Raw genomic sequence first — 15,137 nt, forward strand, 5'->3', positions numbered from 1 at the left:
GTAGGCCTTAACCGGAACGGACGCCAAAGCGACCGTATGGAAGACGAGCGACCCCACCAGTTCTCCGAGGGACAGGGGTTCGACGAGGAGTACGAGGAGTTCTCGCTCGACCCGCCGGAGTTGAAAGTCGATCCGACGAAGGTCGATCCCGTCGACTCGCGCGTCCTCGCGGATCTGCTCGACGATCGCAACGTCGCCGAAGACCAAGTCGACGTCGAGAGCCTCGTCGACGTGGGGCTGTCGTACATGCGGATCAACCGCTTCGAGGAAGCGACGGAGACGTTCGCCCGCGCGGCGCAGTTCGCCGACGAGGACAGCCTCGAGGCACAGGAGGCGTGGGTGAACAAGGGGCGGCACACGCCGAACTCGAGGAGTACGACGAGGCCATCGGTGCCTACCAGGAAGCCCTCCGCATCGACGAGGATTCCGAACACGCCGCCACGGCGCACACGAACCTCGCGTACGCGCTCTGGAATTTCGGCCGCACCGAGGAGGCCCTCGACCACTCCGAACGCGCCGTCGAGGTAGATCCGCGCTTCGCGCAGGCGTGGTACAATCGCGGCTTCTTCCTCACGGAGCGCGGCCTCCACGAGGACGCCGTGAACTGCTTCGACAACGCCATCCGCCTCGGGATGCGGAACGCGGCGGTCCTGGAGGAGAAGGCGATGGCGCTGGAGGAACTCGGGCAGGACGAAGAGGCCGAACGGGTACAGGAACAGGCCGACGAACTCAGGGAGGAAGCCGAAGCGCAGATGGTCGAGGAGTACTGAATGCTGCTGTGTGAGCGCGAGACGCCGGAGGGGCTGTTGGTGTCGGTCTGCGACGAGGACTGCCTCGGCGAGACCTACGAACGGGGCGAGGTGTCGCTGACCGTCACCGAGGAGTTCTACGGCGGCGACGCCGCCGGGGAGGAAGAAGTCGTCGACAGCCTGATGCGGGCGTCGGTCGCCAACCTCGTCGGCGACCGGGCCGTCGACGTCGCCATCGAGGCGGGCATCGTCGACGAGAACCGCGTCCTCGACCTCGGCGAGACGCGCCACGCGCAGTTGCTCTGGTTGCGGTAACGTAACCGAAAGCGGTTGTCCGCCGTTCCCGACACCGAAGAGGTGTTATCCCTCCGGTTCTTAGGCGCGCCTAATGGGAACGCAGGAACCGTATCCGATCGACGTCGAAGCCATCCGCGAGGACTTCCCGATCCTCGACCGAAAGATCGGCGGGGACGCAACGACACCCGGCGAAGGGCCGACAGACGACGCGCCGCTGGTCTATCTCGACAACGCGGCGACGAGTCACACGCCCGAACCGGTCGTCGAGGCCATCGCGGACTACTACCGCGGCTACAACTCGAACGTCCACCGCGGCATCCACCAGTTGAGTCAGGAGGCCTCCGTCGCCTACGAGGAGGCCCACGACAGAGTGGCGGAGTTCATCGGGGCCGACGGCCGCGAGGAGATACTGTTCACCGCAAACACGACGGCGAGCGTCAACCTCGTCGCCTACGCGTGGGGCCTCGACGCCCTCGGGCCGGGCGACTCCGTCGTGTTGACCGAGATGGAACACCACGCGTCGCTGGTGACGTGGCAGCAGATCGCCAAGAAGACGGGCGCTGAAGTCCGATACGCCCGCGTCGACGACGACGGCACGCTCGACATGGACCACGCGGCCGACCTGATAGACGACACGACCGAGATGGTGAGCGTCGTCCACGTCTCGAACACGCTGGGCGCGATCAACCCCGTGAGACGGCTCGCCGACCTGGCCCACGACCACGGCGCGCGCATCTTCGTCGACGGCGCGCAGTCGGTCCCGACGCGACCCGTCGACGTGACGGACCTCGACGCCGACTTCCTGGCCTTCTCGGGTCACAAGATGTGCGGGCCGACGGGCATCGGCGTCCTCTACGGGAAAGAACACCTGTTAGCGGAGATGGACCCGTTCCTCTACGGCGGCGAGATGATCCGCCGCGTCACCTACGAGGAGTCGACGTGGGAGGACCTCCCTGGAAGTTCGAGGCAGGGACGCCGCCAATCGAACAGGGCATCGCCCTCGCCACCGCCGTCGACTACCTCGACGACGTCGGGATGGAGAACGTCCGCGCGCACGAGGACCTGCTGGCCGAATACGCCTACGACCAACTGACGGCGTTCGACGACGTGACCGTCTACGGTCCGCCGGGCGACGACCGGGGCGGACTGGTCGCGTTCAACCTCGACGGCGTCCACGCACACGACCTCTCGAGCATCCTCAACGAACGCGGCGTCGCCGTCCGCGCCGGCGACCACTGCACCCAACCGCTCCACGACAAACTCGGCATCGCCGCCTCGGCGCGTGCCTCGTTCTACATCTACAACACCGTCGAGGAGATCGACGCCCTCGTCGACGCCGTCGACGCCGCCCGACAGCTGTTCGCCTGACGGGCCCCTCGGCGCTTCGTCCCCGTTCGTGAACGACCGGCCCGTCGACGGGGTCGTGTCGAGAGCGGCCCGTGAGTAATCCTCCGGCGTTCACAGCATCTCGAAAGCCCCGTCTCGGGGCAACGCGTCCGGGCGTTCGAGGTGACCACGGCTCTTTCACCGCAATCAGCTCGTAAACACCGCCGCCGACAGATGATGAGAACCTTTATCTGTGATAACTATTCCCAACCCGATTTCGTCGTTCGAATAGCTGCTTATAACCGAAACTTATATCATCTATAAACCCATTTTTCGAAAACTTTATAAAGATAGCGGCCTTACTGATAGTTAGGAAGGAGGCGGACGGTCCCCGCCACGCGGTCCCCGAATTCATCATGACAGAAGCACGAACCTACACCCCCGAGACGGACGTACGTCCGACGAGCGCGGACGAGCAACCGAAAGAACAGACCGGCGAACACGACCACACGGCGGAGCGCGAACAGACGTGTCCCGAGTGTGGCGGCAACCTCGTCGCCGACGAGGAACACGGGGAGACGACCTGTAGCGACTGTGGCCTCGTCGTCGAGGCGGACGGCATCGACCACGGCCCCGAGTGGCGCGCGTTCGACGCGAGCGAACGCGATCAGAAGGCCCGCGTCGGATCGCCGACGACGAAGATGATGCACGACAAGGGCCTCTCGACGACCATCGACTGGAAGAACAAGGACGCCTACGGCAACTCCTGTCGGCCAGTCAGCGCGAGAAGATGCAGCGCCTCCGCACCTGGAACCGGCGCTTCCAGACGAGCAACCACAAGGAGCGCAACCTCCGGCAGGCGCTGGGTGAACTCGAACGGATGTCGAGCGCGCTCGGACTCCCCAAGAGCGTCCGCGAGACCGCGAGCGTCATCTACCGCCGCGCGCTGGAGGACGACCTCCTGCCCGGCCGGTCGATCGAGGGCGTCGCCACCAGCTCGCTCTACGCCGCGGCGCGACAGGTCGGCTTCCCGCGCACCATCGACGAGATCACGCGGGTCAGCCGCGTCGACGAGGAGGAGTTCAAGCGGACCTACCGTTACATCGTCCGCGAACTCGACCTCGGGATCGCGCCCGCAGACCCGACGAGCTACGTGACCCGGTTCGCCTCAGAGCTCGACATCTCGGACGAGGCCGAACGCCTCGCCCGCGAACTCCTCGAGACGGCCAAAGAGCAGGGCGTCCACAGCGGGAAAAACCCGGTCGGCCTCGCCGCCGCCGCCGTCTACGCCGCACCTCTGCTCACCAACGAGAAGATCACGCAACACGAGGTCAGCGAGGTGGCCGACATCAGCGAAGTCACCATCCGGAACCGCTACCAGGAACTCCTCGAAGCGTACGACTCGGACGCCATCGCGGCATAGAGTCGGGGTGAATTGAGGACCTTTTTCGAACGCTACGCGCGTAGCCACTGCGTTCCGGTTACAGCGCCCGAAACCGTCCGAAAGAGCCGAGAGATGGCTCTACGAAGGCGTTGCCCGGAATCCTTTTACGCGAAAGTCCCGTACCTCGATTTAATTATGGGCATCGGCTCCGATATGTATCGACAGCAGATTCTCGACCACTACAAGAATCCCCGGAACTACGGGGAACTCGACGACCCGACGTTCTCGCACGTCGGCGAGAACCCTCCTGTGGCGACACCATCAAGATGGACGTCGCCCTCGCCGACGACGGCGAAACGATCGAACGGGTCGTCTTCTCCGGCGACGGCTGTGCCATCAGCCAGGCCAGCGCCAGCATGCTCACCTCGAAACTCCAGGGCACGACGCTCGCGGAACTGGAGGCGATGGACAGGGACGACGTCGTCGACATGCTCGGCGTCGACATCAGTCCGATGCGCATCAAATGCGCCGTTCTCGCCGAGAAGGTCGTCCAGGACGGCGCGAAGATCTACGAGGGCGAACTCGACGTCGAAACGACGAAAACCGAAGAGTAGTTTTCCGCGATTATTCGGGTTTGAGGCCGCCATCCTGGACGCGCATGACGGCCTCTCCGTCCGCGAGGTTCGGCGCGTCCACGAGGCGGACGATGCGCTTGTCGCCCTTGGATTTGCGGATGTACATCCGGAACGTCGAGGTGTGGCCGAGGATGTTGCCGCCGATGGGTTGGGTCGGGTCGCCGAAGTAGGAGTCGGGGTTGGAGGCGACCTGATTCGTCACGAGGACGGCGGCGTTGTAGAGGTCACCGACGCGCATCAGGTCGTGGAGATGTTTGTTGAGTTTCTGCTGGCGGTCGGCGAGTTCGCCACGGCCGACGTATTCGGCGCGGAAGTGGGCGGTGAGCGAGTCGACCGACAGCAGTCGGACGGGCCACTCCGTATCCTCGTGTTCGGAGGCGAGTTCCTTCGCCTTCTGTGCGAGGAGGATCTGGTGGTTGGAGTTGAACGCCTTGGCGACGTGGATCTTGTCGAGGATGTCGTCGACGAGCGCCTCCATCGCCTCCTCGTCGCCGGGCGAGCCCTCGATTTCCCGGTCGTCCATCGTGGCCTGGATAGTTTCGTCGTCGAGGCCACGCACCATATCGTCGATGCGTTCCGGGCGGAACGTGTCCTCGCTGTCCACGAAGATGGCGCTCCCGCGGAGGCCGCCGTACTCTTGCGGGAGTTGGACCATCACCGATAGCTGGTGGGTGACCTGTGATTTGCCGGCCCCGAACTCGCCGTACACCTCGGTGATGGACTGCGTCTCGACGCCGCCGCCCAGCAGTTCGTCGACTTCGGGGACGCCCCAGGTCAGTTTGCCGATCTGTTCGCGGCGTTCGAGCACCGCCGACCCCGTCTCGAAGCCGCCGATGTTCGCCGCCTCGCGGGCCGCGCGGATGATGTCGCCCGCGGTGCTCTCACCGATGTCGGCGGTGTTCGAGAGTTCGGCGGGGCTCGCTACGGCGATGCTCTGGTAGCTCTCGAAGCCCGCTTCTACGAGTTTGTCGGCCGTCGCCGGACCGACGCCCGGGAGGTTCTCGAGGTCATCGTCTGCCATGAATTCGCTTTGTGCGGGCCACCACATAAACGTTCGTTAACAGCAAGGTGGAAGTGAAATCGGGCGACAGGGAGCGGACGAAACGAGAGGAAATGCGAAGGTTCAGGAGTGGAGTCGCGAGCGGCGGGCGCGAGTCGACCCGCTCAGCCCCACGGGTGGCCGCCCTCGTCGTCGGGCCACAGCGGATACCAGTAGGACTCGTTGGATTCGAGTTCGAGTTCCCCGTCGAGGACGGTTTCGAGTTTGAACTCCAGTCGGGAGTCGCGTTCGTGGCCCGTCGTCGGGACGAACGGGTAGTACGCGCCGCGCCGGAAGGAGTAGACCCAGTACGCGCGAGCGTCGTCGCGTTCGAAGCCGAAGACGGCCGCGAGGAGGCGAGAGCCGTACCCCTGTTCGACGAAGGTGTCGGCGGCGAAGTGGACGCTCGTCACGAGGTCCTCGGGGTCGTCGTCGTCCAGGATCACCCAGTGGTAGCCGTGGTCGTCGACGTGGCGGCGAAAGCGCGTGCCCGTCTCCTCCTCGCCCGCCCGGAGGATGGTTTCGACCTCGTCGACGGCGTCGGCGAAGTCCGTGCTGTCGACCTCCGAGAAACAGAGCGCCGCCGTCCCGAGCGGGTGGAAATCGAGATCCGCCCCCATCGTGACGTAGGCCGTGCTCATACCGAAGAGGTCCTCCGGGTCGGCGTCGCGGGCCGCGTCCACTTCTGCGCGGACGCCCAGTGCCGACTTCAGCGAGTCAAGCAGTCCCATTACCACCCCGTACGCGTCCGGGCCTGTTGTAGTTCTCGCTCCCGACGGGCGGCCCCCGCGGGCGAGACGCGCGTCAGGCGGTCTCCATCTCGTGTTCGAGTTCGCGGAGTCGCTCGACGCGCTTCTCGGTCGAGGGTGCGTGCTGAACAGTTTGCCGACGAACCCGCTCTTGATGGGGATGATGAAGAAGGCGTTCATCTCCGACTGCTCGCGGAGGTCGCGGTCGGGGACGTTCTCCATCCGGCCCGAGATCTTCAGCAGTGCCGACGCCAGCGCGGATGGTTTGCCGGTGATGGCCGCCCCGCCCCGGTCGGCGGCGTACTCGCGGTAGCGCGAGAGCGCGCGGATGAGCAGGAAGGAGACGATCCACACGAGCAACGAGACCGCGATGGCGACGACGACGCCGCCACCGCCCTGTCGGTTGCGGCCGCCGCCGAAGAGCCAGCCCCAGCGGACGATCACGAACGCGATCGTCGAGAGGAACGAGGCGATGGTCATCACCATCACGTCGCGGTTTTTGACGTGTGCGAGTTCGTGAGCCAGCACCCCTTCGAGTTCGTCGTCGTCGAGGGTCCCCAGGAGGCCGTCGGTCACACAGACCGTCGAGTTCTTCTGTGATCGGCCGGTGGCGAAGGCGTTCGGCACTCGCGAGTCCGCGACGGCGACGTCCGGTTTCGGCAGGTCGGCCTGCTGTGAGAGGCGGCCCACCGTCGCGTGGAGGCGCGGATACTCGTCCTCGTCGACGCGTCGCGCGCCCATGCTGTAGAGCGCGAGCCGGTCGCTGAAGAAAAGCTGTGCGAACGAGAACGCCCCCATGACGAGGACGATGCCGAACAGACCCATGAACCGCGAGAGGACGGCGACGAAGACGATGTACAGGGCGAACAGCAGGAACATCGTGAGGAACATCCGTCCCCGCAGTCCCCAGTCCGATTTCCACTCCATACACGGAGGTAATCGGGGGCGACATAAACGCTGTCGCCCGACGACGAGTGCGCGGGGCTTAAATCGCCGAGACGCGTACGGTCGCCAATGAGTAATAGCCGCGAGACGGGCGACTCCCGGGAGTTCTGCCCGCGGTGTGGCGACCCGGTCCCCGAACGGGACCGACCGCTGCCGGGCGCGCCCCGCGACCACGACGAGTCCCTCTGTGACGCGTGTTACTTCGAGGACTTCGACCTCGTCGACGCGCCCGACCGCATCGAGGTCCGGGTCTGTTCGGGGTGTGGCGCGGTCCACCGCGGCAACCGCTGGGTGGACGTCGGCGCGCGCGACTACACCGACGTCGCCGTCGACGAAGTGAGCGAGGCCCTCGGCGTCCACGTCGACGCCCGGGACGTGTCGTGGGCCGTCGATCCCGAACAGGTCGACCAGAACACCATCCGGATGCACTGTCACTTCTCGGGCGTCGTCCGCGAGACGTTCGTTGAGGAGCGAGCCACCGTCCCGGTGCTGATCGCGCGCCAGACCTGCACCCGGTGTGGCCGCATCGCCGGCGGCTACTACGCCAGCGTCGTCCAGGTCCGCGCCGAGGATCGAACCCCGACGCCCGCCGAACGCCGCCGCGCCAGGGAGATCGCGGAGACGTACGTCGCCGACCGCGAGGCCGACGGCGACCGCGAGGCGTTCATCACGGAGACGGACGACGTCGACGACGGCGTCGACGTCAAACTCTCGACGAACCAGCTCGGCAAGGACGTCGCGACGCGCATCACGCGCGAACTCGGGGGAGCGTCGAGAGCTACCCGACCCTCGTCACGGAGGACAGCGACGGCAACGAGGTGTACCGCGTCACGTTCGCGGTCCGACTGCCGCGGTTCACCCCCGGCCACGTCATCGACCCGGACGACGGCGACGGCCCGGTGCTCGTCCGGTCCGTCAGCGGGAATTTGAAGGGAACGCGACTGACGACGGGCGCGGAGTACGAGTCGGCGTTCGAGGACGACGGCACGCCCGACGCTCGCGAACTCGGGAGCGTCGAGGACGCCGTCGAGACGACAGTCGTCACCGTCGAGGACGAACACGCGGTCCAACTTCTCGACCCCGAGACGTACGAAGCGAAGACGGTCCCCCGGCCGGACTACGTCGACGTCGACGCCGACGCGGTGCCGGTGATCAAGAGCCGGGCCGGCCTCCACGTCCTCCCCGAGGACGCCGTGGCCGACGCCGAGTGAGCTACCCCGCTCAGTCGGCGCGCGCCGACTGGCCGCGTTCCTGCGTCGGACGAGATTCGTCGGTCCGCTCGATGCCACGCCGACGGAGTACCGATTCCAGCTCCGCGACCGAGAGGCCCGCACACTGTGCGGCCTGATCCAGCGTGTAGGTCCCACTGCGGTACAGCGTCAGCGCGGTTGTGAGGGCGTGTGCGTGCATCGCCGTATACGCACACGTACAGATAGCCGGTATGTAAAGCTATCGTGAGAATCTATCCCAACCTCGGACACTCGTCCGTGGATAGAGTATCTTATTTCAAATTATACGGGAGACAGAGTACTATTCGTACACAGTATGAACAATCATGTAATAGTCGCCGGTGATTTCCGCCGGAGAGTGGAAGTTCGACAGGACGGTCACTCCCCCAGACGTCGGAGAGGGTGGTCGGAGGAGTCCGACGAGGACGTCGCCCCCGAGGCGTCGGTCGAGGAGCGGCGGTTCGAACGCCGGGGTCGACGTGTTCCGGGCGTCGCGTCGACGCCCGCGAGCGCCGCCTCCGGATCGAATTCGGGGAGGTCGGGGCGGGTCGTCCGGTCGACCTGTGCGGCGAACCAGTCGGGCATGTCCGCCCGCGTCCGGTCGAACAGGTCCAGCAGGCTCGAGTCGGCGAGGTAGGTCGCGCCGTAGTCGTCGGGAGCGCGGACGACCCGGCCGCAGGCCTGGATGACTGTCCGGAGGGCGGTGCGGTGATACCACGCCCACTGGCCCTCTTCGAGGCGGCGCGCCACCCGAGAGTCGTTCGTGTTGAGATAGGGGGCCTTGCAGAGCACCTGCCAGCGCGCGAGGTCGCCGTTCAGATCGAGGGCCTCCTCCATCTTGACCGAGAGGAACAGTTCGGGCGCGTCGGTCGCCTTCCACGACTCCAGTTCGGCGTCGCGGTTCTCCCGGTCGTGGGCACGGACGCGCGAGGCGACGCCGAACTCCGCGAGGCGCTTTCGCAGGCGGGACTGGATGGAGTAGGAGTGACAGTGGACGATGCCCTTCTCGTCGGGATGGTGAGCGAGGAGGCGGACGAGGAGGCGCGCCACGTTCGGGATCGTCTCGTCCCGGTGTTCGTAGGTCATCTTCCCCTGCGTGACGTCGTAGAGCGGGCGGTTTTCGAGCGGGAACGTGTGGTCGACGTCGACAAGGGCGACGTTCCCGGGGGCGAGACCCACCTGCCGACAGAAGGCCTCCTTGTCGAGGATCGTCGCCGAGAGGAGGGCGAACTTGTTGCCTCGGTCCCAGACGGTGTGGTGGAGATAGCGCTCGGGATCGAGCGGCTTGACGGTGATCGCTCCTCCCTCGCCGTCGGGCTGGTCGACGACCCACGTCGTCGGACTCGTCGCGTCGCGGTAGTCCTCGACGAACCACTCGAGATCCGAAATCAGCTCCTGCAACCGGTCGCGGCGGGCGGCCTCTTCGGGCGTGAGTTCGGATTCCGCCAGCAGGTCGTCTTTCGCGCGCGAGCAGACGCCCGCGAGCGCCTCGGCGAACCGCGCCGTCCGGTCGACCGGGTCGTCGGCGTCGGCGACGTTCGGGACGCCCACGTCGTCCCAGACCGGGACCGTTCGGGGAGTCAGGTCGATGGTGGCGTACATCTCGGCCCACTCCGAGAGGCCGTGGGCCTCGTCGACGACGACGACGTCGCGCTTGCGGAACACCTCCGATCCCGCCGTCTGCATGAAGTACGCGAGCGTCGTGGCGGCGATCGATCGACTGGAGGCGATGGCGCGGTCCGAGAAGTACGGACAGCGGTGCTGGACCGTGCAGTCGTAGCCGCGTTCGCGGGCACAAGGTGCGCGGTTCACGGGCGTGTCCTCCTCGCCCGGCAGGATGCAGGTGTAGTTCGACTTCCCCGGATGACGCTGAGGTCGTCGAGCAGTTCGTCGGCGGCCACGTCGTCGAGCTGGGACACCTGCGGCGTCGTGTAGTACGCGCCGGTGGCCTGTGCGGGCGTCGCCTCGTCGACGGTGCGGGCCGCGCCGGCGACGGCGCGCGCGAGGAGGGACTTCCCGCTCCCGGTGGGTGCGCGGACGAGGACGACGTCGTTGCCGGCGGCGAAGGCGTCGCGGATGTCCCCGAGGGCGTCGCGCTGATTGCCCCGGAAACTGGGCGCGGGGAACGACTCCAGAATTCGGTCCGGGTTCACGACGCTACCTCCGCGTCGCCGGCCCTAAATCATTCCGAGAGCGCCGCAACGTCCGCGGCGGTCACGTCCCGGTCGTCGGGGAGGCGTTCGATGCAGTCGAAACAGAGGAAGTGCTCGGTGCCGTCCGCGAGTTCGAGGGTGACGCCACCCGTCGTCTCGACGTCGAACGACCAGAGGTTGGCGATGCCGCCGGCGATCGTGACCTCGCGGCCGCACCCGTCGCACGGGTCAGTGGTCATCGTCGATGCAAGGAGGGGAGGCGTATAGGCCGTGCGGTCGGGAGGCTCAGGGCTCGCACGAACTGGCGGCGACGCCGAACGAGAACGTCAGCGCGTCCGTCTGGATCGTGTTCGGCGCGTCGGCGTCGAGCGACCAGCGCAGGCTGAGCGCGTGCGACTCCGGAACGAAACAGGAGTCGTCGAGCGCCGTCCACGTCGACGGGAGCCCCGTGATGGGACCGTCGTACACCGTGACGGCGGTCCCACCGTCGTCGTACGAGAGGCGGACGTCGACGTACGGCTGGAGTTCGCCGGTCAGGTCGTCGTCGCCGGCGCGCAGTTCGGGTTCGGTGAGGGACTCGTCGTCGAACCCCGAGACGTCGCCGCGGAACCAGAGGCGCGCCGGCGCGCCCGACAGCGAGAGCGTGGCGGTCACGGTGCCCTCGTCGCCGGGGTGGAGATTCGACAGCGTCAGCGGCTGCGTCGCCGCGACCAGCGACGGGTCGTCGGCCGTCGTCGAAGCCGGACCGTCCCGGTCGCCGTCGGCCGTCCGGCGCTCGCCCGTCGGCCGCTCGGTCGCGGGGCGGTCGTCGGACGGGGGCGAGACGTCGTTCGAACGGGTCGACGGCCCGTCGGCGGACTCGTCGGTCGGCGTCGAACGGGGCGGGGTCGTCCGGTCCACGTCGAAATCGACCGACAGGTCGAATCTGCCGTCCCCGTCGGTCGCCGCCGGGTCGAACGTCCGTGACGTGCCGAACCCCGCTCCGAAGAGCGCGGCACAGAGCGCGGCGAGTGCGGCGACGAGTCGCCGCCTGGTCGTTGCGTCGTCGGTCATGGGAGTCCCGACTCGGGTCGGGTAGATCCACGTTGGGACTCCGGCCCTATAGGTAAGCGCCGTTTGCGAAACCCGAAAGCATCGACTACGCGGAACTAACGGGTGCATAGTCCGATTCCCAGCGGCCGAAGGGACACAGTTCTTTGTGCCACGGTACCGTAGACCACGGCATGGAGATGCGCTGTGAGGGCTGTGCCGGTTGCTGTCTCGACTGGCGACCGGTGTCGCCGTCGCCCGCCGACCACGAGCGCCGTGGACCGCGCCCGCCGCTCGACGACGCCTACAACCTCGTCCCGCTCGGCCGCGACGAGGTGCGTACCTTCCTCGACGCCGGCCTCGGCGACGCGCTGACGCCGCGGCTGTGGGCGGCGGCGTCGCCCGCGGAGGCCGTCACCGTCGACGGCGTCGACGTCGCGGGCGTGAACGGACGACCCGCGTTCGTCGTCGGTCTGCGGTCAGTCCGGAAGCCCGTCGCCCCGTTCGGCCTCGACCGGACGTGGCTCGACGCCTGCGTCTTTCTCGATCCGGAGACGCTCCGCTGTCGCATCCACGGCGGCGACCGGTACCCGGACGCGTGTGCGACGTATCCCGGGCGGAACCTCGAACTAAACCAGGAGACGGAGTGTGAGCGCGTCGAGTCGGCCGTCGGCGGCGTCCGCCTGCTCGACGACGACGTGCCGGCCGACCTCCCGCCACCGCTGTTCGGGCCACAGGCGCTCGGGTCGCGCCTGTTTCTCCACCCCGACCCCGGTCGACTGACGGGGGTCGTGGAACGCGTTGCACGGGGGACGCCGACGGCCGCCGACCGGGCCGAGTTCGTCGGCGTCGCCGCCGGGTCGAGTCCGGGCACCGTCGCGGTGAACGAGGCGCGAGCGGCGCGGGCCCGCGAGCGCGCTGTCGACGGCGCATCGTGGGTGAGCGAAGCCATCGAGTTCTGGACCGAGCGCGCGGGCGACTCGGGGACGCGTGTCGACCCGTCGGCCGGGTGGGCGGACGTCGAGGCGTCGCTCGGCGCACCCGAAACCGAAGGGTGGTGACGCCGCCGCTCCGGCGTCGACGGCGGACGTCGGAGAAGGGATGGCGCTACTCCCCGTTTATCTCGTGGAACTGATCGAGGAGCTGCTCGGCCGACTCGCCCGATTCGAACTCCATCTTCCCGCGGAACTGGGATCTGTCGTCGTCGAACTCCGCGTCGACTGTTCCCGTCTTCTGTGCACGGCGTTCGTGCTCTTCCTCGTCATAGGCACCCATTGACATGGTATACCATCACTTGGAACGCTACCCATAATATATGTATCGGAAAGTCATAAATTCGCAGACACGACCGGCGGACGGCACGGAAGGCGTAAAGGGGGAGGGCATAGTACGACCGTGGCACGCCCGTTACGGTTCAGATACGCCCCCGGTCGATGGACCGACGGCCGGGTCCGCTCCGACGTGTTCGCACCGCTGGACGCGAACCTCGGCGCGGAGAGCGGCCGTCCCTGGTTCAAACCGCCGGACGGATACGACGCCCGACGATTCGAGATGGACAACGGCGACGTCGCGCTGTTCTGCTGGAACGGCGAGGGAGCCTACTGGCTCGGCAACACGGAGACGCCGTCGACGCTCTGGCAGACGGACAAGTACGGCTTCGAGGAGGTGCCCGACGACCTCGCCCGGTGGACCGAACGCGAACTCCTGGCCGAGTTGCACGAGGAGTCGCCGTGGCTGGAGCCGTACCCGCATCTCTCGTGGTTTTTCCTGCCCGTCTTCCTCTCGAAGGACGGCCGACACACGACCCGGGAGTTCTTCCGGAATCACGCCGCCGGCTTCCCGGACGCGACGGCCGACGAGGCGCTCGCGTTCTACGAGTCGTTCCTCTCGACGGGCGTCCTGGACGACTACCGCGAGACGATGGCGGGGAAACTCGGCACCTCCCAGCAACTCGGCTGGACCCGGATGACCGCGGCCATGGGCGAGTTCAACGCCGCGAAGTTCCTCGTCGACGCCGGCTACGGCGTCGTCCCCGAGATCGAAGTGACGACGGGCCACTCCATCGACTTCCGCGCAAAGCGGGGCGAGGACGGGAACCCGCTCGTCGAAGTGACCCGGCCGCTCCCACCGAACCGACGGACGGCGAACACGCCGGTCGCGGCCGTCCGCGACACCGCCGAGACGAAAACCAGTGGCCAGCTACAGGCCCACGGCGGCGGCGTCGTCCTCTTCATCGACTGCTCGTCGTTCCCCGACGACGACTGGCGGGCCGTGCGTGACGAACGACCCGACGTCCGTCACCAGCCGGCCGTCGTGTTCCGAACGCGTCCCGACGGGAGCGTCGAGGGGTACGCGAAGGGGTCGGTGCCGCTCGACCTCGGACTTTAGAAGGAGAGCTGCGTCGGGCCCGACTCGCCGAGTGCGGTCGGGTCGCGGTCGCTGTAGAAGCGCCGCCCGATGGCCTTGTGGGAAACCCCCGAGCGGACCGCGTCTTTCAGGTCGGCCGCGCAGTCGTACTCTTCCGGTCCGACTCGCGAGACCACGTCGCCGAGCGTCTCGCTGCCGCGCTGTAGCTCGATGACGTGGTCCCCGTGGGCTGCGACGAAGTCTTCGCTCGTGGTGGGATACTCGAACTCGTCTATCAGGTCGCCCGTGCCGTTGAGTCTCATCACTCGATCGAAGGTGTGGAACAATTATAATTGTTTTCCATGAAGGACCTTAGTCAGTAGAGAGTCTTTAATCGTCCTTAATGGAGAGTGAATCACAACCACTTTTCGGGGCGTCGACGTGTGTCGGACATGGATAGCGACGCGGCCGTCGTCGCCGACTTGCACGTCCACACGACGGCGTCGGACGGGCAGTTGCGCCTCGGCGAGATCCCCGCGGCGGCCCGGGCGGCGGGGCTCTCGGGCGTCGCCGTCACCGACCACGATCGGGTGCATCCCGGACTCGACGCGCCCGTGACGACGCGCGACGGGGTGACGGTGATTCGGGGCATCGAACTCCGGGTCGACACCGGAACGGAACGGATCGATCTGCTCGGCTACGGCGTCGAGCGAACCGACGAACTCGACGCGGAGATCGAACGCCTCCAGCGAAACCGCGTCGAACGCGCCCGGCGCATCGTCGCCTGCGTCGAGGAGCGACTGGGCGTCGACCTCGCGCTCGACGTCCACGCCGGCGTCGGCCGACCGCACGTCGCCCGCGCCGTCGACGAGAGCGACGCCGACTACGGCTATCAGGCGGCGTTCGACCACCTCATCGGCGACGATGGGCCGTGCTACGTCGCGCGCGAGATCCCCTCGTTCGAGCGCGGCGTCTCGCTGCTCGACTCGGCGTGTTCGCTCGTGTCGCTGGCACACCCTCCGGTACGACGACCCCGAGGCGGCCCTCGATCTGACGGCGGCCCTCGACGCCGTCGAACGGTACTACCCCTACGGGCGGCCGGTCGATCCGTCGCCGATAGACCGGGCCATCGAGCGACACGGCCTCGTGGCGACGGGCGGGAGCGACGCCCACGACCGGACGCTGGGACGGGCGGGACTCGCCAAGTCGGCGTACGACGCCGTCCTGTCGGAACTGCCGAAAGCGCAGGCTTAAAC

At 67.1% G+C, this 15,137-nt stretch carries 10 protein-coding genes and 8 pseudogenes; 9 read left to right on the top strand and 9 right to left on the bottom strand.

Annotated elements, in window-relative coordinates; all coding sequences use genetic code 11:
- Positions 1-36 precede the first annotated feature (36 nt).
- From ACFQJD_RS15800 to ACFQJD_RS15820, 5 genes and pseudogenes are all read left to right on the top strand, one after another.
- A pseudogene (locus ACFQJD_RS15800) lies at positions 37-770 on the top strand (tetratricopeptide repeat protein).
- Positions 771-1,064, top strand: coding sequence for a DUF424 domain-containing protein (locus ACFQJD_RS15805; RefSeq protein WP_379799526.1), 294 nt, complete (start codon positions 771-773; stop codon positions 1,062-1,064).
- 73 nt (positions 1,065-1,137) lie between these two features.
- Positions 1,138-2,414: pseudogene (gene sufS, locus ACFQJD_RS15810) on the top strand (bifunctional cysteine desulfurase/selenocysteine lyase SufS).
- Between the two features lie 374 nt (positions 2,415-2,788).
- Positions 2,789-3,795 (top strand): annotated as a pseudogene (locus ACFQJD_RS15815) (transcription initiation factor IIB).
- Positions 3,796-3,951: 156 nt separating this feature from the next.
- Positions 3,952-4,370 (top strand): annotated as a pseudogene (locus ACFQJD_RS15820) (iron-sulfur cluster assembly scaffold protein).
- A gap of 10 nt (positions 4,371-4,380) precedes the next feature.
- On the opposite strand, the gene radA reads toward ACFQJD_RS15820, so the two are convergent.
- From radA to htpX, 3 genes and pseudogenes are all read right to left on the bottom strand, one after another.
- Positions 4,381-5,412, bottom strand: coding sequence for a DNA repair and recombination protein RadA (gene radA / locus ACFQJD_RS15825; protein WP_379799529.1), 1,032 nt, complete (start codon positions 5,410-5,412; stop codon positions 4,381-4,383).
- Positions 5,413-5,555: 143 nt separating this feature from the next.
- On the bottom strand, positions 5,556-6,161 hold the full coding sequence (gene pspAB / locus ACFQJD_RS15830) for a PspA-associated protein PspAB (protein WP_379799531.1): 606 nt from the start codon (positions 6,159-6,161) through the stop codon (positions 5,556-5,558).
- A gap of 73 nt (positions 6,162-6,234) precedes the next feature.
- Positions 6,235-7,106 (bottom strand): annotated as a pseudogene (gene htpX, locus ACFQJD_RS15835) (zinc metalloprotease HtpX).
- Positions 7,107-7,193: 87 nt separating this feature from the next.
- Here htpX and ACFQJD_RS15840 point away from each other — a divergent pair.
- Positions 7,194-8,335, top strand: a pseudogene (locus ACFQJD_RS15840) (60S ribosomal export protein NMD3).
- 10 nt (positions 8,336-8,345) lie between these two features.
- Here the strand turns inward: ACFQJD_RS15840 and ACFQJD_RS15845 are convergent.
- The 4 genes and pseudogenes from ACFQJD_RS15845 to ACFQJD_RS15860 all read right to left on the bottom strand — a co-directional run bounded on the left by ACFQJD_RS15845 (position 8,346) and on the right by ACFQJD_RS15860 (position 11,559).
- Positions 8,346-8,534, bottom strand: a complete 189-nt coding sequence (locus ACFQJD_RS15845; RefSeq protein ID WP_379799534.1) for a DUF7317 family protein — start codon at positions 8,532-8,534, stop codon at positions 8,346-8,348.
- A gap of 91 nt (positions 8,535-8,625) precedes the next feature.
- Positions 8,626-10,506: pseudogene (locus ACFQJD_RS15850) on the bottom strand (helicase C-terminal domain-containing protein).
- Between the two features lie 29 nt (positions 10,507-10,535).
- Entirely contained in the window at positions 10,536-10,745 is a 210-nt protein-coding gene (locus ACFQJD_RS15855; protein WP_379799536.1) for a DUF7561 family protein, read from the bottom strand.
- 46 nt (positions 10,746-10,791) lie between these two features.
- Positions 10,792-11,559, bottom strand: a complete 768-nt coding sequence (locus tag ACFQJD_RS15860) for a hypothetical protein (protein WP_379799538.1) — start codon at positions 11,557-11,559, stop codon at positions 10,792-10,794.
- 170 nt (positions 11,560-11,729) lie between these two features.
- Between ACFQJD_RS15860 and ACFQJD_RS15865 the strand changes: the two genes are divergently transcribed.
- Positions 11,730-12,596 carry a YkgJ family cysteine cluster protein gene (locus ACFQJD_RS15865; protein ID WP_379799540.1) on the top strand — a complete coding sequence of 289 codons (867 nt, stop codon included), beginning with the start codon at positions 11,730-11,732 and terminating at the stop codon, positions 12,594-12,596.
- A 46-nt stretch (positions 12,597-12,642) separates the two neighbouring features.
- On the opposite strand, the gene ACFQJD_RS15870 is transcribed toward ACFQJD_RS15865, so the two are convergent.
- On the bottom strand, positions 12,643-12,816 hold the full coding sequence (locus ACFQJD_RS15870; RefSeq protein WP_379799542.1) for a DUF5786 family protein: 174 nt from the start codon (positions 12,814-12,816) through the stop codon (positions 12,643-12,645).
- A 114-nt stretch (positions 12,817-12,930) separates the two neighbouring features.
- Between ACFQJD_RS15870 and ACFQJD_RS15875 the strand changes: the two genes are divergently transcribed.
- On the top strand, positions 12,931-13,923 hold the full coding sequence (locus tag ACFQJD_RS15875) for a DUF5784 family protein (protein ID WP_379799544.1): 993 nt from the start codon (positions 12,931-12,933) through the stop codon (positions 13,921-13,923).
- Here ACFQJD_RS15875 and ACFQJD_RS15880 read toward each other — a convergent pair.
- Positions 13,920-14,204: a DUF5789 family protein gene (locus ACFQJD_RS15880; RefSeq protein ID WP_379799546.1), complete on the bottom strand. Its 285-nt coding sequence runs from the start codon at positions 14,202-14,204 to the stop codon at positions 13,920-13,922. The genes ACFQJD_RS15875 and ACFQJD_RS15880 overlap by 4 nt on opposite strands.
- Positions 14,205-14,333: 129 nt before the next feature.
- On the opposite strand from ACFQJD_RS15880, the pseudogene ACFQJD_RS15885 reads away from it, so the two are divergent.
- Positions 14,334-15,135, top strand: a pseudogene (locus ACFQJD_RS15885) (PHP domain-containing protein).
- Positions 15,136-15,137 lie beyond the last annotated feature (2 nt).

It is taken from the genome of Haloplanus sp. GCM10025708 (genome assembly GCF_042663985.1).
Classification (GTDB): Archaea; Halobacteriota; Halobacteria; order Halobacteriales; family Haloferacaceae; genus Salinirarus; species Salinirarus marinus.

Coding starts and splice junctions, on each gene's coding strand:
- ACFQJD_RS15865 (WP_379799540.1), top strand. CDS start 11,730: ATGGAGATGCGCTGTGAGGGCTGTGCCGGTTGCTGTCTCGACTGGCGA.
- ACFQJD_RS15880 (WP_379799546.1), bottom strand. CDS start 14,204: ATGAGACTCAACGGCACGGGCGACCTGATAGACGAGTTCGAGTATCCC.
- ACFQJD_RS15860 (WP_379799538.1), bottom strand. CDS start 11,559: ATGACCGACGACGCAACGACCAGGCGGCGACTCGTCGCCGCACTCGCC.
- ACFQJD_RS15855 (WP_379799536.1), bottom strand. CDS start 10,745: ATGACCACTGACCCGTGCGACGGGTGCGGCCGCGAGGTCACGATCGCC.
- radA (WP_379799529.1), bottom strand. CDS start 5,412: ATGGCAGACGATGACCTCGAGAACCTCCCGGGCGTCGGTCCGGCGACG.
- ACFQJD_RS15845 (WP_379799534.1), bottom strand. CDS start 8,534: ATGCACGCACACGCCCTCACAACCGCGCTGACGCTGTACCGCAGTGGG.
- ACFQJD_RS15805 (WP_379799526.1), top strand. CDS start 771: ATGCTGCTGTGTGAGCGCGAGACGCCGGAGGGGCTGTTGGTGTCGGTC.
- ACFQJD_RS15870 (WP_379799542.1), bottom strand. CDS start 12,816: ATGTCAATGGGTGCCTATGACGAGGAAGAGCACGAACGCCGTGCACAG.
- pspAB (WP_379799531.1), bottom strand. CDS start 6,161: ATGGGACTGCTTGACTCGCTGAAGTCGGCACTGGGCGTCCGCGCAGAA.